The sequence below is a fragment of the Parasphingopyxis lamellibrachiae genome (assembly GCF_003385775.1).
GTDB classification, from domain to species: domain Bacteria; phylum Pseudomonadota; class Alphaproteobacteria; order Sphingomonadales; family Sphingomonadaceae; genus Parasphingopyxis; species Parasphingopyxis lamellibrachiae.
This window is the reverse complement of the sequence record NZ_QRDP01000004.1, coordinates 1,749,430-1,771,905: the sequence shown is the minus strand read 5'-3', so window position 1 is coordinate 1,771,905 and position 22,476 is coordinate 1,749,430. Positions and strand designations below refer to the sequence as shown.

The window sequence follows — 22,476 nt, the reverse complement described above, 5'->3', positions numbered from 1 at the left end:
TTTACGCTCCTAGGAAGGCAGGAGCTCAATGAGACGGCGAGGGCCAGGGCTCCTACCTCCAAGGAGCGCATCTCCCTCAACCGGCCAAGGTCGAGACGCCCCATGTCAGCAGGACGATCATCGGAATACCGCAAATATCCAATAGAAATCCGGATTTCAACATGCTGGGCAGGGCGATGTGGCCCGATGCCCATGCAATAGCGTTCGGCCCCGTGCCGGAGGGCAGCATAAAGCCCCAACTTGCCGCCATTGCCGCTGGCATGGCGAGCAGCATCGGATCGGCGCCCGTTGCGACAATCAACGCAGCGATAACGGGCATGACGCCGCTGGCGGTAGCGACATTGGAGGCGAATTCAGTGATCAGCACAACCAGCGCCGTCACGGCCAGCGCAATGATGATCACCGGCACGGTCTGAAGCGGCTCCAGCGCTTCGCCCAGCCAGGTGCCCAGGCCGGATGCGATTATGCCCGATGCCAGCGCCAGCCCGCCGCCAAAGAGCATGATCACGCCCCAGGGTGCACGATTGGCTTCCGGCCAGTTGAGCATTGGCCTGCCGCTGCCGTCGGGGAGCACGAACAGGAGCAAGCCGCCAAGAATGGCGATCGTGCCGTCATGGATAGCGCCGTCGGGCAGATAGGTTTTGATGAAAGGGAGGACGACCCAGCCGGCAACGACGAGCATGATTACCGGCACGAGCCTTTTCTCAGCTCCGGACCACGCCCCGGGATCACCAATGGCGATCTTCGCGGCGGCAATATCGAATGCCATCCGGGTGACCCGCTGGGTCCGGATCAATATGAACAGACAGAGCGGAATACCAACGGCAACGACCGGCAGGCCGAACTTCGCCCAGGTCAGGAAATCGATTTCCGTACCGGTGGTCCGGTTGATCAGCCCGGCCGCGATGGCGTTTGTCGGCGATCCCACCAGCGTCCCGATACCGCCGATCGATGCGGCAAAGGCGATACCCATGAGCAGCGCCCCGGCAAAGCCCTTCGTCTCGCCTTCAGCGACGCCGCCCGCGGCAAGCACGGCGATGGCGATCGGCACCATGATCAGGGTCGTCGAGGTGTTGGAGACGATCATCGACAGGATTGCGGTCGCTGCCATGAAGGCGAAGAGCAGGCCCCAGGCGGTTTTCCCGGCCCGGCCGATGATCGCGAGCGCCAGGCGACGGTGCAGGCCGGTCCGTTCGATGGCAAGCGCCAGGAATGCGCCGCCAAGGATCAGAAACAGGATCGGCGAATAATAGGTTGCCGCCACTTCATTGGTGGTCATCGAGGTCATGAAAGGAAGCGCGACGAAAGGGAGAAGCGCGGTGGCTGTCAGCGGCAGCGCTTCGGTCATCCACCAGCTGGCCATCAGGGCAACCAGCGCGGCCACGCGCCAGGCCTCGACGGGCATGCCTTCGGGGGCCGGTAGCAAAAGCAGGGTAATGAACAGGGCGAGCCCGCCGAAAAACCCGTATTGCCTGGCTGTCATTCCGTCATTCCCCCCGCAGCTCGCCTAACATCATTTGCCGGCTTCGCGAAGGTGGCAATGCAGCGGCGTGTCAAAGTGCGATTATCGAGATGTGGCGGCCATAGTCGGGTTCGTCGCGATGGGTGGCGCGGCGATAGCTGAAGAATCGGTCTTCATTGGTATAGGTGTCGATGCCGAGGGCTTCGACAGTGCCAATGCCGGCAAAGGCCAGCCAGGCGGCGACATAGGCTTCCAGGTCGAAATAATGATGGCCGGGCGCCCCGTCGCGAAAATATTGCGCATTTTCGGGTTCGATAGCCTCGAAGCGCTTCCGGAAATCGCTGTCGACTTCATAGGATCCGCGCCCGATACACGGGCCGATAGCGGCGACGATCCTCGCGCGTTGCGCGCCCAGTTCTTCCATCGCTTCGACCACCGATTTGGCGACGCCGGTCATCGCGCCTTTCCAGCCGGCATGCGCCGCGCCGATGACGCCGGCTGCTTTGTCGGCCAGCAATATCGGCGCGCAATCGGCGGTGAGAATGCCCAGCGCGAGGCCCGGACGGTCCGTTACCATTGCATCGGCCTGGGGGCGGTCATCATCCGGAAAAGCATGGGTTATTTGAACCGCCTCGGCGGAGTGGACCTGATGCAGTGTAACGAGCGCAGCGTCCTTCGAAACCGCCTCTACCGCGCGCCGGCGATTGATTTCGACGTTGGATCTTATGTCGTCCGATCCCAGCCCGACATTGAGGCTTTCGAAAATGCCGGTCGATACGCCGCCGGCCCGGCCCAGAAAGCCGTGGGCGACGCCGTTCAGCGCATCGGCGTGTATGGATTCTATTCTTGCGGCCATATATCTCCTGCCCGCTCAGTGTCGGGCCGGTCTTCTTAGCGGCGTTTTTCGCGGTTGCAACGCGCGGCGATCAGAAGGCGGCGGGTGCCGGCCAATCCGGTGCGACCAGTGCCATCGCCTTGAACAGGGTACCCATCTCTTCGGGCTTGGTGAGCCGATCCCGGGCGGAGATCAGCTCGTCGTGACGGTGCGGCGCGGCTTTGACGAGCGCGGCTGTACGCGCGCCGATTCCGAGCGATTCCAGCCAGGCACCCTGACCGATCGGGCCATGCACAGTCAGCCCTGCTGCGCGCCCGATGCCCGCCAATGAGCTGAAATTGACATGCGCGGTAAGATCGCGTTCTCCCGGTTCGGTAAATATATCGGCATGCTCATGGTGCGAAACGGCTTGCAGCGTGTCGCCCGTCACCGTGCCTTCATAGCCATAATCGACGATCAGCGCGGCGCCGCCCTGTTTGGCAATCCGCGCCGCCAGCGCGCGCGCGATGCTTTCGGTTGGCGGCGACATCTCGATCACGCTGCCCTCCGGCGCATCGGCAAGCGGCTCCGGAACCAGCGTGTCGAGCGGCGGGCCCGATGTCACCGGAACGAAGGCACCGTCCTGATAGTCGACCATGATCTCATGCCAGCCGGAGGCGCAGCGCTGGACCTGCCGGATCGGCAGCGCATCGAAAAACTCGTTGGCGATCACGAGTAAGGGTCCCGTCTCCGGCAAGTCATCGAGATCGTTGTGCCAACGGGCGGTAGGCAGCCGTGTCGCCTGATTGTGGCGGAGCACCGGACTGGTTTCCACAAGATGGATAGGAGGTTCGAAGCGCGCCGCGCGCATCGCCCGAAGCGCGTCTTCCGCCAGCGTGCCGCGGCCCGGACCGAGCTCGGCGAAATGGGCATTGGTGGGTGCGCCGGCCCGCGACCAGAGATCGGCGAGCCACAGCCCGGCCAGCTCGCCGAACATCTGGCTGATCTCTGGCGCGGTAATGAAATCGCCGTCCGCGCCCAACGGATCGCGGGTCGCATAATAATGGGCATTGGCCTCGGCCATGAACTGGGCGAGGGAAATCGGTCCGGCAGCCGCGATTACGCCAGCCAGTCTCTCGCCGAGCGGCTTATCGGCAGCCGATTGTCCGTCAGGCGGAGGCATCCGGCTCTGCGGGCACGGGCCTGACCCCGTCTGCCCGTCCCTTCGCGGTAGCGATCAGCCAGAGCCCACCGATCAGCATCGGCACAGTCAGCGTTTGTCCCATCGAGAGCCCCCATGCGAGATGCTCAAGCCCGGCATCGGGCTGACGGAAAAACTCGACTGCGAAGCGGGAAAGGCCATATCCGACAAGGAAAATACCGACGAGCTTGCCCGGCTGATGGCGGGCGTTCGTCTTCCAGAACATGAACCAGAGCAGGGCGAAGAGGAGGATGCCTTCAAGCCCGGCTTCGTAGAGCTGGCTCGGGTGGCGCGGTTCTTCGCCGGCGCGGGTGAAGATCATCGCCCAGGGCACATCGGTCGTGCGGCCCCAAAGCTCGCCGTTCACGAAATTCGCCAGCCGCCCGAAAAACAGGCCGAACGGGATGGTGCAGGCTACATAGTCATGGATGCGCAGCCAGTGCAGCCGGTTCTTCCAGGCCATGAAGAGGATCGCGAGGCTGACGCCGATCACCCCGCCATGGAAAGACATGCCGCCATCCCAGACCCTGATGATACTGGCAGGATCGGCAAAATATTCGGCCGGTTTGTAGAAGAGGACATAGCCGAGCCGTCCGCCGATCAGAATGCCGAGTGTGGCGTAGAACACCAGGTCGTCGGCATGGCGCCGGGCCATGGGGGCGCCGGGCTGGGCGATCAGCCGGAGCAGATACCACCAGCCGATAACGATGCCGGCGATATAGGCGAGGCTGTACCAGCGAAGCTCGAAGAATCCTATTTTCAGCGCGACGGCATGAAGGCCGAGATCTTCGAACCGCAGATATTCGGCGCCCGTCGTCAATGTCGCGGATATTGTCGTTGCCAGAAAGTCCAAGGCTTTCCCCCTTGCTTTTTTGCCTTCATAATGGTGGCAATCGAAAACGGAAAGCGCCGCGATAAGCAAGATAAGCAAAAGGCGCAGGAGAGAAGGATATGGCGACCCAGGCACCCGAGCAGGAATCGGCGAGCAGCGGCTTCACGCGCATGCAGGATGGCAAGGCCGAAGACTGGGCCATTATCGGCAAGGAACATCAGGACCATTATAAGACATCGGCGCCCCAGCGGATCCTGCAGCATCTGCGCGACCTTGGCGAACTGACGCTCGGTTTCAGCTGCGACCAGCTCCAGCACTCCCTGATGACGGCAACGCTCGCCCGCCGCGCCGGCGCAAGCGATGAGGAAGTGGTCGCCGCGCTGTGCCACGATATCGGCAAGACCATGTCGGTGCCCAATCACGGGGCGATCGCCGCCGAAATCCTCAAACCCTATGTCAATGACGACCTCTATCACGTCATCAAATATCACCAGGATTTCCAGGGCGCCTATTATTACAACTATATGGGGCGCTCGACGACGCTGCGGGAAGATCACAAGGATGCAAGCTGGTATCGGCTTGCCTGCAAGCTCGTAGACGAATGGGACGCCCCGGCTTTCGACCCGGACTTCGAGGTCGATAGCCTGGAGAGCTTCGAGCCGGAGATCATGCGGGTCTTCGGTACGCCGAAGATGATGTAGACCGAACAAGGCCGACTTCCCCCAGCCGTCTTTCGAAGGATATCGATATAGCCTCCAACGCACCGCCCTCGGGGCCAGTCGTCGCCACGCCGAATTTTGGAGTTGGCGGAGCGCTAGGCAAAACCGGTTTTGCCTGGGCGATCTTCGAATGGGCACGCAATCCCTATTATATACTCATCGTCATCTATATTTTCGCGCCTTATTTCGCGCGCGACATCATCGGCGCGGACATATTGGCAAGCGGCGCGCTGGCCGGCCTCGATGCCGAAACCGCGACCCAGACCGCCAATGCCCAGGGGCAGGCGGCGATAGCATCGGTCACCAAATGGGCGGGGCTCATTGCCGCGCTGACCGCGCCTTTTCTCGGCGCGGCGCTGGACCGCGGCGGGAAACGCAAACCGCTGCTCGCTTTCCTGCTGGGCACGATCGCCCTGATGTCCTGGCTGCTCTGGTACGCGATTCCGGGTGAAGAAGGACTGCCGACGGGCGCAGTCATGCTGGTTCTGGTGATCGCCTATGTCTGTTTCACCTATTCGGAAGTGATGCACAATTCGATGCTCAGCGCGGCGGGCGAACCGAAGCGCCTGCCGATGATCTCCGGATTGGGTCTCGGGCTGGGCAACCTTGCCGCAACGATCATGTTTCTTGGGCTGGTGGCGCTGTTCGTGTTGCCGGCGGCGGTTCAGTGGCCGTTTGCAGAGCCGCAGTTCGGGTTCGATCTGGAGCGGTACGAACATGTGCGCATCACCGGGCCGCTATGCGCTGTCTGGCTGATCCTGTTTTCCATTCCCTTTTTCCTGAACGCCAAGGATCCGGGGGTGAAGGGCGCAAGCTGGACGGTGGCCGTGATCGATGGCGCCAGAGCGGTCGTCCGCACGGTTCGCGAAGCGGCAAAATATCGCGAGCTGTTCAAATTTCTCATCGCGCGCATGTTCTATGCGGACGCGATGGCGGCGCTGCTTGCACTGGCGGCGGTTTATGTCGCGCTGTTCCTCGAATGGGGCTTCCTCGAGATGATCAGCTATGCGATTTTCGCGTCGGCCTGGGCCTTTGCCGGCGGGTTGTTCGGGGGCTGGCTCGACACCAAAGTCGGCGTGAAGGCAGCGTTGATCATCGAAATTATCGGCATGGTGGTTGCGTTCGCGGTGCAGCTTTCAGTGACCCAGGAGACGCTGTTTTTCGGGCTTATGGACAATTATCAGATATGGGACGGGCTGGTATTCCAAACGCTTTCCGATCTTACTTTCCTCGCTCTGGTGAGTGTCGTCGCGGTCAGCGCCACCGCCAGTATTTCCTCGAGCCGCGCGATGCTGGTCCAGCTTGCGCCGCCGGGGCGAAGCGGCGAGTTTTTCGGTCTCTATGCGATCGCCGGTACGATAACCGTCTGGATGGGGCCGCTGCTCGTGCAGGTCTTCACAAGCGCATTCAATAACCAGCGGATCGGCATGGCATCGATCGCAATCCTGTTCGCCCTGGGCCTTGCCCTTCTCTCCTTCGTGAAAGTGGCGGACACCGCGGCAGCGCACTGAACACCCATGCCGCACTGCGGCTGGCATCCTTGATCGCCACCCTTTAAAGAGCCAGCCATGTCACAAGCTTCCCGTCTTGGCATTACCCGCCGCCGCCTGTTGATTGGCGGAGGGGTCGGCGCGGGCCTGGCCGTCGCCTGGGGCGTCTGGCCGCGCCACTATGTGCACAATCTGGTCGCCGGCGAGGGCGAAACTGTGTTCAACGCCTTTCTCAAGATCGGTGAGGACGGCAATGTCAGTGTTATCGTGCCGCAAGCGGAAATGGGGCAGGGCGTCTGGACGGCGCTGCCCCAGGCGCTGGCCGACGAGCTGGGGGCGGACTGGCGGACGATCGGTGTCGAAACCGCTCCCATAAACCCGCTTTATGCCAATGATTTTCTCGTCACCGAGGGTGCGGAAGGCGCGCTGCCTTCCTTTTTGGGCTCCATTGGTCAATGGGCGACGCGCGAATATGCGGTGCGCAACGCGCTGATGATCACGGGCGGGTCGACTTCCATTCGCGGCTTCGAGCAGCGCTTCCGCGAAGCTGGTGCCGCTGCACGCGCTGTCTTGTGCAAGGCGGCCGCCGCGCGCTGGGATGCCGACTGGCAGGCCTGCGACACAGCCGACGGATTTGTGGTGCTTGGCGATCAGAGGCTGCGCTTTGGCGAACTGGCCGCCGATGCGGCGCAATATTCCCCGCCCGATACGCTCACACTCCGCAATCCGGAAGGGCGTCCGATCACCGGCCAGTCCATGCCACGGATCGATCTGCCGTCCAAGGTCGATGGCTCGGCGCGCTATGCCGGCGATGTCCGCCTGCCCGAAATGGTTTTTGCGTCCGCGCGGCAGGCCCCGTCGAGCCGCCATCGGCTGACCGCCGTCAACCGCGATGCCGCGAACAATGTGTTCGGTGTTACCGCGATCTTCGAGAACCCCCGTTTTGCCGCCTGTGTGGCAACCAACTGGTGGGCGGCCAATCGCGGTGTCGAGGCACTGGCACCCGAATGGGAGAGCGACGACGAGGGGGTAGTCGATGATGCCAGTATCGATGCAGCGCTGCAGGTGGCCCTGGATGGAGATGGCGGCACGCGGTTCGTCAGCGAAGGCGATCTGGCGGCAGCTTTTGGCACATCGGGAGCTCACCGCGCGACATATAGTGTCGGGCTGGCACCCCATGCCGCGATAGAACCGCTGACGGCAACGGCGCGCGTAACCGGCGATCGGCTGGAAATCTGGGCACCGACCCAGGCGCCGGGCCTCATGCGCACTGCCGTGGCGGATGCGATCGGCTATAGCGAAGGCCAGGTCACCATATATCCGATGCTTCTCGGCGGGGCCTTTGGCCGCAAGATCGAACATGACGCGGCGGTGCAGGTCGCGATTATCGCGCGGCGCATGAACCGGCCGGTTCAGCTCACCTGGTCGCGTGAAGAGGAAACCCGCAGCGATTATTATCGCCCGGCGGCTCGCGGGCGGCTGACGGCGAAACTCGGTGCTGCCGGCGCCATATCCGCCTGGCACGCCCGGATTGCCGCCCCTTCAACGGGTAACCAGCTGTTCCGGAGGATCATGCCAAGCATGTTTTTTGGCGGTGTCGGCGATGCCAGCCCGGGCGCCGTGGAAGGGGCAAGACCGGCCTATGCGATTCCAAATCTGGCGGTCGAGCACATGCCCGTCGATATCGGCGTGGAAACCGGGATCTGGCGGTCTGTCGCGCATAGCTACACGGCTTTTTTCACCGAATGCTTCATGGATGAAATGGCCGCGCAGGCTGGTATCGAACCGTTATCCTTCCGTATCGCCATGATGGGTGATTCTTCACGCCTCGCCCGTTGTCTGACCGCCGCCGCAACCCTGGGCGGCTGGGATGGCGGCGAGCAGGGCGGCGGTATGGGGCTAGCTGCGCATAGCTGTTTCGGAAGCCATGTGGCGATGGTCGTCCGCTTGCATATCGGCGATGGTCAGCGCCCGATCATCGAGAATATCGCGGCGGCGGTCGATTGCGGTCGGATGATCAATCCGGAAATCGTCCGGCAGCAGATTGAGGGCGGTATCGTGTTCGGTATGTCGCAGGCGCTGGGGGCTGCCATTGCCTATGCCGATGACGAACCGCTCGTTTCCAATTTTCACGATCTGGGCCTGCCGATACTTACTGATATCCCGCAGATCGAGATTGAGCTCATCGACAGCGATGAAGAGCCGGGCGGGGTTGGGGAGATCGCCGTGCCGCCGGTGGCGCCGGCGATCGGCAATGCAATCTTTGCCGCGACCGGCCAGCGGCTCCGCTCCATTCCTTTCAGAGTAGGCGGCGTCGCATGACGGAAAAACCCGACTTTCATCCGGACATTGCGGCGCCCAAAATCGGTGTGCTGCTCGTCAACCTGGGGACGCCCGACGATCCGACGCCGCAGGCCGTTCGGCGCTACCTGGCGGAGTTCCTGTCCGACAAGCGCGTGGTCGAGCTGCCGTCCCTGTTGTGGAAGCCCCTGCTGCACGGCATCATCCTCAACACCCGCCCGCGCAAATCGGCCCGGGCCTATGCCAAGGTCTGGATGGAGGAAGGATCGCCGCTTGCCGTCTATACCAAACAGCAGATGGCGGGTCTGCAGCAACGTCTCGGCGATGCCGTGCGGGTGAGCTATGCGATGCGCTACGGCCGGCCCGGTATCGGGTTCCGGCTTGAAGAGATGAAGGCGCAGGGCTGTGAGCGGATATTACTCACCCCGCTCTATCCGCAATATTGCGGAGCGACGACGGCGACCGTTGTCGATGAGGCGGGGGCAGAACTTGCCGATATGCGCTGGCAGCCGACGCTCAGGGTGATGCCGCCTTATCATGACGACCCGGCCTATATCGATGCACTGGCGAGATCGGTGCGCGAAGGGCTTGCGGGACTGGACTTTGAACCCGAAGCGCTGATTGCGAGTTTCCACGGTATGCCGCGGCGAACCCTGGAGCTGGGCGATCCGTATCACTGCCAGTGCCAGAAGACGGCAAGGCTGGTGAGCGAAGCGCTCGGGAAGCCGCTTTTTACAACGTTTCAGTCGCGCTTCGGACGGGCGAAATGGCTTGAACCGGCGACCGCCGACCTGCTCGGTGCGCTGCCCGGCAGGGACTTGAAAAAAGTGGCGATCTTTGCCCCCGGCTTTTCCGTCGATTGCCTGGAGACGCTGGAAGAACTGGCGATGGAAGGGCGCTCGCAGTTTCTGGATGCCGGCGGGAGCGACTTCGCCTATATACCCTGCCTCAATGCGAGCGATGAAGGCATGGCTATGCTCGAAACCCTTGTCCGCCGCGAACTTGGCGGCTGGATTTCCTAGGCTGCAGAGGCGCGCCGCGCCGCCGGCTTGGCAATCTTGCTGGGGCTTTCCCCAAGGCGTTCCAGATCGAAATTGCGGGCGAATTCGATACCCATCCGTTCCTTGTCGGACCAGCGCACCGTGCTTTTGAACATCTGCCCTTCGAGGATTTCGATCAGGATGTCGGTTCCGGCCTTGATATCCCCTATTCCCTCGACCATCGCGCCGGTGCTGGAAATATTGCGGATGAGCGCCTTGTTTTTGGCCCCGTCGATATCGACGGTTGCGGACCGGAACAGGCTCCTGCGCGGGCTGCGGCTGGCCCGATGGCCTTCGGCAGTCGCCACGCCTTTTCCGCCAGACAGTTGTTTCAGAACCTCTTCATGCGGCATCGGTTTGCCGTACACATATCCCTGAATGTGGGAACAGCCGAGCTGTTTGACGAGTTCGATCTCGTCCTTGAGCTCAACGCCCTCGGCGGTGGTTTCCATATAAAGGGATTCCGCCAGTGAGACGATTGCCTTTATGATCGCGGCATTGCGATTGCCCACGACCGCCGCGCCGCGGATGAAGGACTGGTCGATCTTGATCTTGTCGAAGGGTGCGGTTTTCAGATAGCCGAGCGCCGAATAGCCGGTGCCGAAATCGTCGAGTGCCAGGCGAACGCCGATCCGCTTCAATGTCTTGAACATCGTATTGGTGTCGTGGCCCTCATCCAGGAAGACCGATTCCGTCAATTCGAGTTCCAGCCGTTCCGGTGCCAACTGGGCGTTGGCCAGTGCGCTGGCCACGACTTTCGGAAAGTTCGGATTCACAAACTGTATGGGTGAGACGTTGACGGCTACACGCGCATTACCGGGCCATTGGGCCGCATCCATGCAGGACTTTCGCAAGATCCATTCGCCAATCTGTTCGATCAGGCGGACGTCTTCGGCAACCGGAATGAAATCCTCCGGCGAAATTGCGCCCTGGCTCGGGTGGGTCCAGCGGATCAGCGACTCATAGCCGACGATCTTCTCGGTCGTGGTGCTGACTTGCGGTTGGTAAGCAATGTGCAGTTCGTCGTTGGACATGGCGACCCGGAGATCGTCTTCGGTCCGCTTGCGCTGTTTCGCGCCGGCATGCATTTCACGCTGGTAGAAGCGGTGGACTCCGCGGCCATCCGCCTTCGCCACATATAATGCGAGATCCGAATTTCTGACCAGTTCTTCCGACGTCGCGCCATCGGTGGGCGCTACCGCGATCCCGATCGAACAACCGATAGAAAGTGTAATCCCGTCAATCATATAGGGCTGGGACAAATCGCTGATGATCTGCGCGGCGAGATCGTCCAGCGGACCCTGTTTGCTCATATCTGGCAGTACGACCTTGAATTCATCGCCACCGAGGCGGCCGACCATGCCTTTGCTGCCTACGACCCGGAACAGGCGCTTCGACACCTGTTTGAGAAGTTCGTCTCCCACCGGATGGCCCATCGTATCGTTCACCGCTTTGAACCGGTCGAGATCGAGCAGGAACAGGGCCACTTCCGCCGAACCATCCTCCTTGGCATCAAGCGCTTTTTCGAGCGCCATCTGCATTTCCTTCCGGTTCGCCAGGCCGGTCAGCGAATCGTATCGGGCCAGGCGATTGGCTTCCGCTTCCGAGCGCCGTTTTTCGGTCAGATCGGTTCCGCTGCCCGCATAGCCCCGGAACTGGCCGATCTGGTCGACAATGGGACGACCCGAGATCGCCCACCACAATTCTTCACCCTGAACGTCCGCGCGGACGGTTACGTCGTTGAAGGAACTGCGCGTCGAAAGGTGAAATCCAAGCGCGCGCTCGCCATCCTGGGCGCCGCCCTCGAACCGGATGAGCGAGGTGAACGGCTTACCGATAACATCCTTTGCTTCCCGGCCCAGCGCTTCGAAAAGCTTGGGAGATACATAGACGATCCTGCCGCTCCGGTCGGTTTCCCAGAACCAGCCATTGCCATTGGCTTCGAACTGTTCGAGCAGGCGATTCGCGCGCCTTGCCTTGGACTCGTTGCGCTCCCGCACATGGCTCTGGGTTGTGTCCAGCCGCATATTGATCAGTGTCGCGATCCAGAAGGCCGTGAAGACGACGATACCGACCACCATCACCTGATATTGGCCGGACTGCACGGTTCCTGTGACGATCGCTGCAGCTACGAATGCCAGTGCAGCGGCCTGGACCGGCATCAGGGCGGTGAGCATGATCAGGAAGGTCACCGCGAGCGAAATGATGCACAATGTTACGATCGGCAGGGAGCCGAAGGCAATCAGCTCCCAGCCGAGCAGGGCAATGCCGATGCTCATCATGCCGGCAACCGGAACGATGGCGCGGATGACGTGGTGGGGCGGCAGACGCCTGATCCGTTTCGAACGGATGGCCAGCAGGGCGATCAGGTTGAGGCCAAGAACCGCCGCCGCATAGACAGGGGCGTCCGTTCCGAAATTCTGGGCCTGCAGGCTCCAGGCTGCGGTCAGGGCGAGTGTCAGGGTCAACAACTGCGCAAAGATGGTCATCGGCCACATAGCCGCCGTACGCTCGACCCTGGCGACCTGGTCCTCTGCCTGGAAAGTCGTCGATGCCTCGGCCAGACCCAGACCGGCGATCCAGCCAGCCCGTTCCCCCGCATCCGTTTCGGTCAGTTGAGAGCGCAAATCCATGCCCATGGGCTAGACCATATGTGTGAGAGGTCCTTTTAGGGTTGTGGTTAATATGGCTTTTACACTTCGTTCGCGATGCCGGTTTACGGCCCGATAACGCTTGCACGGCCGCACGCCACTACCCTAAACATATGATGGAGACGAGCGACGGTGAGGGGACCTGGAAATGACGAGAATAGCGATTGTAACCGGCGGAACGCGCGGCATCGGAGAGGCGATCAGCGTTGCCCTGAAAGAACAGGGTATGACCGTCGTCGCCAATTATGGCGGCAATGACGAGAAGGCGCGCGCCTTTACGGACCGTACCGGTATCGAGGCCCGCAAATGGGATGTTGGCGATTTCGATGCCTGTCAGGCCGGGTGCGCGCAAGTTGCCGAGGAAGTCGGTCCGGTCGACATTGTCGTCAACAATGCCGGCATCACGCGAGACGGCACGCTTGCCCGGATGAGCTATGATGACTGGCATGAGGTCATGCGCGTCAATCTGGGCGGCTGCTTCAACATGGCCAAAGCCTGTTTTCCCGGCATGCGCGAACGCGGCTGGGGCCGGATCGTTAATATCGGATCGATCAACGGCCAGGGCGGCCAATATGGCCAGGTGAACTATGCCGCCGCTAAATCAGGAATTCACGGTTTTACAAAGGCTCTGGCCCAGGAAGGCGCCAAGGCGGGCGTTACCGTCAACGCGCTGGCTCCCGGTTATATCGATACCGATATGGTGGCCGCCGTTCCCGAGCCGGTTCTGGAGAAGATTGTCGCGAAAATTCCCGTGGGCCGTCTGGGCCGGGCCGAGGAAATCGCGCGCGGCGTGGCCTTTCTCTGTTCGGACGATGCGGGTTTTGTCACAGGATCGACCATGTCGATCAATGGCGGCCAGCATATGTATTGATGCCGATGATGGGCGGTGACGGCAATCTCTATCGGCCGCCGGTCAAGCGCAGCGTCACCATTGCGGGGCACCAGACCTCGATCACCCTCGAACCGCTGTTCTGGGACGCGCTTGAACGGGCTGCCGAGCAGGCGGCCCTGCCGTTGAACGCCCTTGTCGCGCGGATCGATGCCGCGCGGTTGGAAAGCGCGGACCCGCCCAATCTGGCGAGCGCGCTGAGAAGCTGGCTCTACGCAAATGCGCGCCAGCACGATGGGCAGGATCCGGCCTGAGGTCTTAGACTTCCCGGTCGAGTAATATCCGGGCCTGCGCACCGATCTGCGCGAGCATTGCCGCGCTGGGGACCGGGGTCAGTTTCGCCCGGTCGATCAGATCCGCGAACTGCTTGACCCGCGGACTATGAAGAGCGAGCCAGTTTGTCACATCCCCCATGGGATCGCCGGAATTGCCACGGGCCAGGAAGTCGAGGCGCAATTGCTCGAAATCGCGGCTGAGATTGGCAGCAAGCAGCCGTTCCCAGGGATCGCTTGAACCAAAGCGCAGCGCCGTGGCGTTGGCCCAGTCTAGGCCCAGCGCTTCGCCAAGCCGGGTATAAGCCAGGGCGACATCGATTTCTGCGACCCCCAGCCGTGCGGCCAGATCCGACGTCGTGACAAGACCTTTCAGTTCGACGATGCGCACGATCCGGTCGATCAGCTCCCGGCTGACATCGATATCGGCAACCTGCTGATGCATGGCTTCCGAAAATGACCGGGATTCATCCTTGAGAAGTTCGTCCAGCGCAATGCTGAGCCGCTCGACGCCCGGCCCGAGCCGATCCGCCAATGCGCTCGGGTTCGTCGTTTCGTCGCTGACGCGGATAAGGTCCGCCATCGGCATCCGCAGATTTGTGCGGGCCAGATTGAACAGGCGCAGCCGCTCAGCTTCGCTGATGTCGGCCTGCTCGATATCCTGCCAGAGCGATTCAAGGCCGAACAATCGGTCGGCCGTGAAATAGGCGAGCGCGATATGGGCGAGGCCCACGCCCTCTTCTTCGCTGAGTTCGAACGGCATGACGAAACCGATGCGGTTGACGACGCGGTTGGCGATCTTCGTCGAGATGATCTCGCGCCGCAGCCGATGGTTGGCGATCGCTTCGGGGAAACCCTCCTGCATGGCTTTCGGAAATGCGTTGCGCAGCAAGGGCTCGAGCATCGGATCGTCGGGAAGCGCCGTGGCCTCGACGGCGTCCTGCAGCGTCAGCTTGCTGTGCGCCAGCAGCACCGAAAGCTCCGGCCGGGTGAGCCCGCGATTGTCATTCTGCCGGCGGAGCAATTCATCGTTCGCGCCCAAGCCTTCCACCAGCCGGTCTATCCGCTCGCTCGCTTCCAGGGTCTCGATCACCCGCACATGGCTGGGCAGATCGGCTACGCTGTTATGCTCGGCAAGGGACAAGGCCAGCGTTTGCAGGCGGTTATCCTCGAGCACGAGAAACCCGACCTCATCCGTCATCGATTCGAGAAGCGTGTTGCGCGCCTCGAACTCGAGCCGGCCTTCGAGCATCTCCCGGTTGAGCGGGATCTTGATATTGACCTCGTTATCCGAACAATCGACGCCCGCGCTGTTGTCGATAAAGTCCGTATTGATGCGCCCGCCATGCACGGCATATTCGATACGCCCGGCCTGGGTGAGGCCCAGATTGGCGCCTTCGCCGATTGCCTTGGCGCGCACGTCGCGGCCGTTCACACGCACCTTGTCATTGGCCGGATCGCCGACCTCGATATGCGCTTCGCTCGATGCCTTGATATAGGTGCCGATACCGCCGAACCAGATCAGGTCGATCTCGGCCTTGAGGATCGCGGAGATCAGCTGCGAGGGGCGCATCGTCTCTTCGGTGACGCCGAGCATTTCCTGCACTTCGGGAGAGAGCGGGATTTCCTTCATGGAGCGCGGGAACACGCCCCCGCCCTTGGAAATGAGTTTCCCGTCATACTCTTCCCAGCTCGAACGCGCCAATTCGAAAACCCGCGCACGTTCGGTCCAGCTGGTCGCCGGATCGGGATCCGGATCGAGGAAGATGTGGCGATGATCGAACGCAGCAACAAGTTTGATCGCTTTCGAGAGCAGCATGCCGTTGCCGAACACATCGCCGGACATATCGCCGCAACCGCCGACGCGTATCGGATCGGTCTGCACATCGATGCCCATTTCGAGGAAATGCCGCTGCACGGAAATCCAGGCGCCCTTGGCGGTGATGCCCATCGCCTTGTGGTCATAGCCATGGCCACCGCCGCTCGCAAAAGCGTCGCCGAGCCAGAATTTGCGTTCCATCGCGATGCCGTTGGCGACATCGGAGAAGCTTGCCGTGCCCTTGTCCGCGGCGACGACGAAATAGGGATCGTCATCGTCCCGGATCACGACGCGATCCGGATGGACGACTTCATTCTCGACGAGATTGTCGGTCACCGACAGCAAGGTGCGGATGAAGATGCGGTAGCTTTCGGTGCCCTCGGCAATCCACGCATCCCTGTCTTCCGCCGGATTGGGCAGGGCTTTGGGGTAGAAGCCGCCCTTGGCGCCGGTCGGTACGATCACCGCGTTTTTCACGAGCTGCGCCTTCATCAGGCCGAGGATTTCGGTCCGGAAATCGTCCCGCCGGTCCGACCATCGCAGGCCGCCGCGTGCGATGGGTCCGCCGCGCAGGTGAATGCCTTCAACACGTGGGCTGTAGACCCAGATTTCGCGCCACGGCACGGGCGCCGGCAAACCCGGAATGCCCGAGCTGTCGAGTTTGAACGCCAGGGCTTCACTGGCTGCGGAGGCGAATGCGTTGGTACGCAGACATGCGGTGACGACCGAGCGGATGGCGCGCAGGATCGCATCGTCGTCGATCGCCGCCACCCTGGTGAGCGCTGTGTCGATTTCATGGTTGATTGCCCGCAGCTTCGCCTCCCGGTCTCCTTCGAAATCGGGATTGTGCAGCGTATCGAACAGCTCGATGATGGCGCGGGTGATGTCGGGTTCGTCGCGCAAGGTTTCGACGACCGTCGCCAGACCATAGCTCAGCCCCGTCTGGCGCAGATAGCGGAACCAGGCGCGCAGCAGCGTAACATCGCGCGGGTTCAGGCCGACCGATATGACCAGCTGGTTGAACTCGTCATTCTCGGCGCGTCCTTCCAGCACCGCTGAAAGCGCGCCCTCCTTGATACCCGCTCGCTCGATCAAGGTATCAAGGTCGGAGACGCCGTCGACCTCGAGCAGAAAATCGTGAATATAGCCGAGCCGGCCGCCATTCAGCGGCGTCGGAATTTCCTCAAGCACGCGAAAGCCGAAATTCTCGAGCACCGGCACCGTGTCGGACAGGGGGATAGAGGCGCCAAGCCGATAGAGTTTCAGTCGCAATTGCGTGCCGCCATCGCCTTTGAGCCGATAGAGGCGCACGCCGCGCTGATATTCGCTCAGGCCGCGCAGTCGCAATATATCCCGGGCTGCTTCCTGAGGGCCATATTCGCCGCGATATCCGTTCGGAAATGCGTTGGCATAGACAAGCGTCAGCCGGGCCGCGCGAGCGGAAGGCAGGCGTTCGCCCAGTTCGGCCTCGACGGCGGGGGACCAGCCGCGGACCATCTGCTCGATCTCGGTATCCAGCGCTTCGGCGTCCGGTTCCAGAGGGTTTTCGCCGATATCCAGCGTATAGCGGATAAAGGCGAGATCGCCGTCTCCCAGTTCGATCGCCCAGCTCGAAATCATGGATCCCGTCGCTTCTTCAAGGCGGCTGCCGATCGTCGTGCGCCGGTCAGTCGAAAGTTCGTCGCGCGGCAGCCAGACAAAGGCGAACAGATGGCGTCGCATAGGCCCCTGGATAAGAAGCAGCTTGGGCCGCGGGCGGTCGGCGAGCGACATGGCCGTCAACGCGGCCTGCTTCATTGCCTCCGCGTCGAAGGAGATCAGGAGATCGTGCGGCAGGCGTGACAGCGCATGTTCGAGCGCCTTGCCGGCATGGCTTTCCCGGTTGAAGCCAAGATCTTTTTCCAGCGCTTCCAGGCGCTGTCGCAGAACCGGGACTTCGTTGGCGGGGGCATGGAGGGCTACACTGGTCCACAGTCCGGCATGGATCGACAGGCTCGTCAATTCGCCGTCTTCGTATATTGGCGTGATTGCGAGATCGAGCGGCACGCGGCGATGAACCGTGGCGAGCCGGTCAGCTTTGGACAGCAGGGGCGCCGTTCCGCCATTTTCGAAATAACTGAACGCGGCATCGCGTGTCCGGATATTCCAGCAGGAGGGGCCAAGCGCACGAAAAATGCCGAGGCCCGCCTCGCGCTCGCCGAGCCGGTTTTCGATATAATGGCCGACTTGCGTAAAATGATGGTCCGCAAACCAGGTGAGCAACGCGCGGCCTTCCGGATCAGCTGTCGCCTCCGCATCTGCGCGCATTCTTTCCTGGAGCGCCGGCCAGTCGCGCACTGCCGCACGCACGTCGAGCATAACCTGATGCACGTCGGACAGGAGTTCCAGCCGGGTGCGGGCGTCGGCCCGGTCGACTTCCAGATAGACGAAGGACTCCCGTTTTGCGTCTTCGCGGTCGGACGTATATTCGACGATCCGGTGATCGTCGTCGCGCCGCACCGACATGATGGGATGCAACAGCCGCAGCACAGTAAGGCCGTGCGCGCCGACCGCGCCGGTGATCGAATCGACGATGAAGGACATGTCGTCATTGACGATCGCCATCCGCATGAAGCGGCGGCCCTTCTCATCGGTTATCGATTCCAGCTTGATCTGCGCCATGCCGGGCAGTCGTTCGGCCGCTGTGGCGGCGACGAAACGTGCCGCCTCCATGGCCTCGGCTTCGCTAAAATTGTCGGTTTCCCCGGGCAGCGCGTCGTGCACAAGTGCGTCGGCAATAGCTGCGATATGGGCTTCGGTTTGCTCGCTCGGCGAGTCTTGCGGAACCTGTGTCATGGCGGGCAGCTATGCTCTCCAAACAAGGGCTACTCAACCCTTGTTTGAAGAAGAATCTTGATGATTTCCGCGTCCCGGAAAACAGATTGGCTGTCAGCCAGCGACCTTACGGATTGCGCGATCCGTGAGCGCCTTGTCGTGCGGCACCGCTCCGATCACGGCGATCCTCCCGTCGGGAAGGCGGCGGGCCATCAGCAGCGCGAATTCTTCGTCGCTGTCGGCGTCCTGATCCAGGGTAACATAGTCCAGAACCGGAGCATGGCGCAGCGCCTCGCAGGCATCTTCAAGCTTGTCTGGGCGCGATGCCGGGCGGCGTGCGGCGCGTTCGGCCGCAACGACAGCCTTGAGGCCGCCTTTGTGCGATTTGAGATAGTCGGCAAAGGTGCCGGCGGCGATGTGCTCGCGCTTGGCGTGGGAGAGCGCCGCAGCGAATTCCGTCAGCCGGGTCTTGTCGTAATCGACCCCGAAAACAAGTTTGGTGATGGGCGTCATCGGCGCGCGATCCTGTCCGGTAATGCCGGCATCCTGGAGGATTTCGGCATAGGTTTCCGGTTCGGCCTCTGCGCAAAGAGCAAAATCATAGGCGCGGCCCAGCGCATCGTAGAGCGCGGCACGGCTGCGTTGATCGGCGGATTTTGCCTGTTCGGCACTGTCCCGCGCCGCGACCAGATAATCGACCAAGCGCTCGGGCCCCGCAAGGCTCTCGTCGAGCGCTGCAAAATCACCGCCATGGCTGGGCGTGTCATCCTCGGAAGAAAAGGCCGGTGCTGCAGGATCGGAGGATTCAAAGCTCCTGTTCGGGCCGTCGGCCCATAGCGGCGCAGCTTCCTCGACCGGCGCCAGCCGGGCGGCAAGGGCCTGATCGACCCCCTGCTGGAGATCCGCGTGAACCTCGGCGGCCGCAACCTCTTTCCAGTTGATCACGCCATATATGAAATCGATTGTATCGTCGTCGGACGAGAAGGGCATCAGGATGCCGCGATACAGCATGTTCACATCGCGATGATTTTCGAACTCAGCTTCAAAGCCGACCGGCGCCTGGTTGGCGATGATCTGCATATAATGGTCCGTCAGGCGGGAGAGCAGAGACCGCGGCGGTACATCTGCAATGTCTTCGATAGTGTCATCGATGTCGCATTCGGTGCGCAATGCGCCGCCAAGCCAGGCGATGGACGGATTGTTCAGCCCGGCCGTGAAATCGAGTAAAACGCTATGGGGCCCGAAATCGCCAATGGTTGCCGGGTCCAGATCCTCGATCGAGGGATAGGCGCGGCTGTGCAGCAGGGACGCCCAGTGATTATAGGCGCGAACATGCATCCGCCGCTCATCCGTGCCGATCTGCGGCGGCGGTTCGATCGCCGCATCACCTTCTGCATCCGCGATGCCGCTCTCATCGGCTTCGAATGGCTGGGGATTATCCATAGCTGTTTTGCCCTCGCGGAGATGGTTTACAAGGCCCTTATGGACCGGGATGGTTTACGAATGGTAAATTCGCATGTGCCGGAGCGGCGTTTCGCGAACAAATAACCCGCTTGTTTCGCCGTTCGGTGCTTGGTAAGGGCCACGGCCCATAGAGGGAGCGTGCCGCTTTAGCTCAGCTGGTAGAGCATCGCATTCGTAATGCGGGGGTCAGGTGTTCGAGTCACCTAAGCGGCACCACGATTTTTCTTCTTTGATATCAATAAACTAACTCAATAATAGGGCCGGAAAACCTGCCTGTTTCCCGAGGCTTGCGGCCCTTGGCTTCTTGGAAGCGGTACGAGAGACGCTTTTGGGGTCATTGGACCTCGCACAAATAGCCCCAAGTCTCTGAGCGGCTATGTTTTGTATTCAAACTGGAATGTCCGCTGATGGGCCTATTGCAGACTGTCCAGCTTCAATTAGGCAGGCGAACAGAGTCGACAAAATCCATGCAGAACAGGCAATCAAACGTAGACTAAATTCAGTGGAACCTTCATTTTTCTTGTCATTTATTCTATAGATTTCCGAATTATTAGGAGATTTATTTTTTCATGGCTCAAAACAAGCGTTCAATTCCTGAGATCCGGGCGCGGATGCGGGAAATTGCCGATGAGTACGAGATAGAAGAGCTACATGACCTCGCCGATGAGACGTACAGAAATTCCCCGGTCAAGCGCGCTTCAAGGAAGAGCGCTTCGCTCACGCCCGAACTGGCTGAGAAAATTCGGGCTTTTGTTGCGAAAAACCCGAAACTGCACCAACGCGATGTTGCTCAAAAATTCAATGTAAACCCGGGTCGGGTGTCGGAAGCTCTCAACAATCAAGTTTAAAATCGCAGATTTTGGGCCGAATGCGGACTGTCCGCTCAGCTTAGGTTTGTGCAGGACTGCTGGCGGAAAGAAGCGGTTATCCTTTGCTAGGCGGATCCGTTTTCCCATGAGTGTCACTGTCTATGATCTGACCCTTTTTGTGGACCGACCCATCTCTTGATGCGTGCTCGCGTACTTCTCCGCCACCGCTGTTGGTGGCAAACTCTGCCGCCCTCTGCCGCGCTTCTTCTTTCGTAGGAGCATACCCGCTGCGCTTGCCAGCCCCGTGCTTTTGAATGGCCCATTCATCGCCATCCTTAGAAATTGAATAATTTGACATGGTGTTAGCTCATTCGATTGTTGCAAGAATGATTGGGACAGCCTCAAACAAAGCTGCCCCAATCAAGTTTTGTGGGGATTATGACGGCGTGCATGTCATGCCATTGCGTTTTGCGTTCGCAATGCAATCTGACTTGTTGACGTAAGCCTCTGTCGAAGCCCCTACAATATTGCCGTTTCGAGCAGTACGGCGCCAGCGCCAGCCGCCCGAATTATAGATTTCCCATTTGTCGCCATTTGAGGCTGTACACGATTCAGACATGTGGTTTTCCTTATATCAGTTCACTGCAGTATAGCGATTGCTATACTTGACGCAGGTATAGTGAGGACTATACGCGCGTCAAGCGCAAAACGTGTAAGAGGTGAAAAATGTCGGAAAAGTTTGGGGATAAGCTGCGGCAGATGCGTACAGGCAAGGGGGTGACGCTTGAAGTTTTGGCTGCGGCAGTTGGCAGCTCAAAGGCCTATATGTGGCAACTTGAAAACAAGCCAAATGCCAAGCCATCTGCTGAAATGCTCTTAAAGCTCGCCGGTTACTTTAGTCAGAGCCCCGAGTTTTTTATTGATGACGGACAAATAGAGCCGTCAGAAAATCAAATGGAGGACTCTTTCTTTCGTAAGTTCAAGAAGCTATCTGATAGCGATAAGAGAACTATCGAGAGGATGATTTCAGGACTTGAGGAAAAAGAGCCAGAATAGGCCGATAAAACATGCCAATAGGCTGACAAGATTCTGGCAAGATTATGGCCCAAACACATACCCGCTAGATATTGACCTCCTCATTGAAGGAGCAATTCAATCGAGTGGCTACAATGCTTGTTTAGAAACGAAAAGAGGCTCGTTCGATTCCTTCGAAGGATGTTTGCTTCGTGTCGCGAAAACGGATCGTTGGAATATCCTGATCAATGAGAACATAACAAACCAGAGGCGATTGCGTTTCACTCATGCTCACGAGCTAGGGCATTTTATGTGCCACCGCGAACAGCAGAATCGGTTCGAGGACAGCCCCGATACGCTCAATGACTTTCAACAAGAGCTCGAGGCGGAGGCAAACACCTTCGCTTCATGGCTGCTCATGCCAGCCAATGTTGTGCGTGATGAATTTGACCGATCTAGCTGGACTGTGGACACACTCCGGAAGTTGGGCAATCGATTTGAATGCTCTCTACAAGCCAGTGGATTGCGCTTTGCCGACATAGCCAGCAAGCCTATTGCATTCGTTGTTTCACGCGACGGAATGATCTTGTGGGCAAAGAAGAGTCCATCCGCTCCATACATGAAAGCCTTCTGCTCAGGTGACGAACTGCCCAGTGATAGCGAGGCGGGGAAACTGTCCGCCAGTAGCAGTCGTCATTCCGACGATGTTGATTCAGGTCATGCTTGGAATGAATATCGCCGAAGCGCAGAAAGTCAGTATTTTGATCAAACCGGAAGAGGGTATCAGTATACGTGTATTGAATTTGAAGAGTGACTGTTTCGCATTGCCAAGCCGCCCGACTTTATCAGCTTGAGTAACAACGCGCATTCGCAGTTGCGGTAGAT

General features: G+C 60.3%; 18 protein-coding genes and 1 tRNA gene. 10 read left to right on the top strand and 9 right to left on the bottom strand.

Going from position 1 to position 22,476, the window contains the following annotated elements:
* Positions 1–76: 76 nt before the first annotated feature.
* The 4 genes from DFR46_RS08805 to lgt all read right to left on the bottom strand — a co-directional run bounded on the left by DFR46_RS08805 (position 77) and on the right by lgt (position 4,321).
* Positions 77–1,483 carry an SLC13 family permease gene (locus tag DFR46_RS08805; RefSeq protein ID WP_116236111.1) on the bottom strand — a complete coding sequence of 469 codons (1,407 nt, stop codon included), beginning with the start codon at positions 1,481–1,483 and terminating at the stop codon, positions 77–79.
* Positions 1,484–1,553: 70 nt separating this feature from the next.
* On the bottom strand, positions 1,554–2,318 hold the full coding sequence (gene pgeF, locus DFR46_RS08800) for a peptidoglycan editing factor PgeF (RefSeq protein ID WP_116236110.1): 765 nt from the start codon (positions 2,316–2,318) through the stop codon (positions 1,554–1,556).
* Between the two features lie 70 nt (positions 2,319–2,388).
* Positions 2,389–3,459, bottom strand: coding sequence for a class I SAM-dependent methyltransferase (locus DFR46_RS08795; protein WP_116236109.1), 1,071 nt, complete (start codon positions 3,457–3,459; stop codon positions 2,389–2,391).
* Positions 3,446–4,321, bottom strand: a complete 876-nt coding sequence (gene lgt, locus DFR46_RS08790; RefSeq protein WP_425453158.1) for a prolipoprotein diacylglyceryl transferase — start codon at positions 4,319–4,321, stop codon at positions 3,446–3,448. The genes DFR46_RS08795 and lgt overlap by 14 nt, the downstream gene beginning before the upstream one ends.
* Before the next feature lie 107 nt (positions 4,322–4,428).
* Between lgt and DFR46_RS08785 the strand changes: the two genes are divergently transcribed.
* From DFR46_RS08785 to hemH, 4 genes are all read left to right on the top strand, one after another.
* Complete coding sequence (locus DFR46_RS08785; RefSeq protein WP_116236108.1) at positions 4,429–5,010, top strand: HD domain-containing protein; 582 nt, start codon at positions 4,429–4,431, stop codon at positions 5,008–5,010.
* Positions 5,011–5,243: 233 nt separating this feature from the next.
* The gene (locus DFR46_RS08780; RefSeq protein WP_245953765.1) at positions 5,244–6,539 is read left to right on the top strand and encodes an MFS transporter; all 1,296 of its coding nucleotides are present in this window, start codon (positions 5,244–5,246) and stop codon (positions 6,537–6,539) included.
* A 57-nt stretch (positions 6,540–6,596) separates the two neighbouring features.
* Complete coding sequence (locus tag DFR46_RS08775; RefSeq protein WP_116236106.1) at positions 6,597–8,840, top strand: xanthine dehydrogenase family protein molybdopterin-binding subunit; 2,244 nt, start codon at positions 6,597–6,599, stop codon at positions 8,838–8,840.
* Positions 8,837–9,841, top strand: coding sequence for a ferrochelatase (gene hemH / locus DFR46_RS08770; protein WP_116236105.1), 1,005 nt, complete (start codon positions 8,837–8,839; stop codon positions 9,839–9,841). Before DFR46_RS08775 ends, hemH begins: the two co-directional genes overlap by 4 nt.
* Here hemH and DFR46_RS08765 read toward each other — a convergent pair.
* Complete coding sequence (locus tag DFR46_RS08765; protein ID WP_116237240.1) at positions 9,838–12,492, bottom strand: putative bifunctional diguanylate cyclase/phosphodiesterase; 2,655 nt, start codon at positions 12,490–12,492, stop codon at positions 9,838–9,840. The genes hemH and DFR46_RS08765 overlap by 4 nt on opposite strands.
* Before the next feature lie 166 nt (positions 12,493–12,658).
* Between DFR46_RS08765 and phbB the strand changes: the two genes are divergently transcribed.
* Both phbB and DFR46_RS08755 read left to right on the top strand, forming a co-directional pair.
* Positions 12,659–13,381, top strand: a complete 723-nt coding sequence (gene phbB, locus DFR46_RS08760; protein WP_116236104.1) for an acetoacetyl-CoA reductase — start codon at positions 12,659–12,661, stop codon at positions 13,379–13,381.
* 5 nt (positions 13,382–13,386) lie between these two features.
* On the top strand, positions 13,387–13,653 hold the full coding sequence (locus DFR46_RS08755) for a ribbon-helix-helix domain-containing protein (protein ID WP_425453157.1): 267 nt from the start codon (positions 13,387–13,389) through the stop codon (positions 13,651–13,653).
* Between the two features lie 4 nt (positions 13,654–13,657).
* Here DFR46_RS08755 and DFR46_RS08750 read toward each other — a convergent pair whose 3' ends face one another.
* Positions 13,658–18,325 carry an NAD-glutamate dehydrogenase gene (locus tag DFR46_RS08750; protein WP_116236102.1) on the bottom strand — a complete coding sequence of 1,556 codons (4,668 nt, stop codon included), beginning with the start codon at positions 18,323–18,325 and terminating at the stop codon, positions 13,658–13,660.
* Between the two features lie 93 nt (positions 18,326–18,418).
* On the bottom strand, positions 18,419–19,747 hold the full coding sequence (locus DFR46_RS08745; protein WP_116236101.1) for a PAS domain-containing protein: 1,329 nt from the start codon (positions 19,745–19,747) through the stop codon (positions 18,419–18,421).
* Between the two features lie 161 nt (positions 19,748–19,908).
* On the opposite strand from DFR46_RS08745, the gene DFR46_RS08740 reads away from it, so the two are divergent.
* Positions 19,909–19,984 (top strand) — tRNA-Thr (locus DFR46_RS08740).
* A 353-nt stretch (positions 19,985–20,337) separates the two neighbouring features.
* Positions 20,338–20,616 carry a hypothetical protein gene (locus DFR46_RS08735; RefSeq protein WP_116236100.1) on the top strand — a complete coding sequence of 93 codons (279 nt, stop codon included), beginning with the start codon at positions 20,338–20,340 and terminating at the stop codon, positions 20,614–20,616.
* Positions 20,617–20,692: 76 nt separating this feature from the next.
* Here DFR46_RS08735 and DFR46_RS15045 read toward each other — a convergent pair whose 3' ends face one another.
* Both DFR46_RS15045 and DFR46_RS15025 read right to left on the bottom strand, forming a co-directional pair.
* On the bottom strand, positions 20,693–20,935 hold the full coding sequence (locus DFR46_RS15045) for a DUF2188 domain-containing protein (RefSeq protein ID WP_116236099.1): 243 nt from the start codon (positions 20,933–20,935) through the stop codon (positions 20,693–20,695).
* 78 nt (positions 20,936–21,013) lie between these two features.
* Complete coding sequence (locus DFR46_RS15025) at positions 21,014–21,196, bottom strand: YegP family protein (protein WP_116236098.1); 183 nt, start codon at positions 21,194–21,196, stop codon at positions 21,014–21,016.
* Between the two features lie 107 nt (positions 21,197–21,303).
* Between DFR46_RS15025 and DFR46_RS08720 the strand changes: the two genes are divergently transcribed.
* Both DFR46_RS08720 and DFR46_RS08715 read left to right on the top strand, forming a co-directional pair.
* Entirely contained in the window at positions 21,304–21,633 is a 330-nt protein-coding gene (locus DFR46_RS08720) for a helix-turn-helix domain-containing protein (protein ID WP_116236097.1), read from the top strand.
* Positions 21,611–22,405, top strand: a complete 795-nt coding sequence (locus DFR46_RS08715) for an ImmA/IrrE family metallo-endopeptidase (protein ID WP_116236096.1) — start codon at positions 21,611–21,613, stop codon at positions 22,403–22,405. Before DFR46_RS08720 ends, DFR46_RS08715 begins: the two co-directional genes overlap by 23 nt.
* The last annotated feature ends 71 nt before the right edge of the window (positions 22,406–22,476 follow it).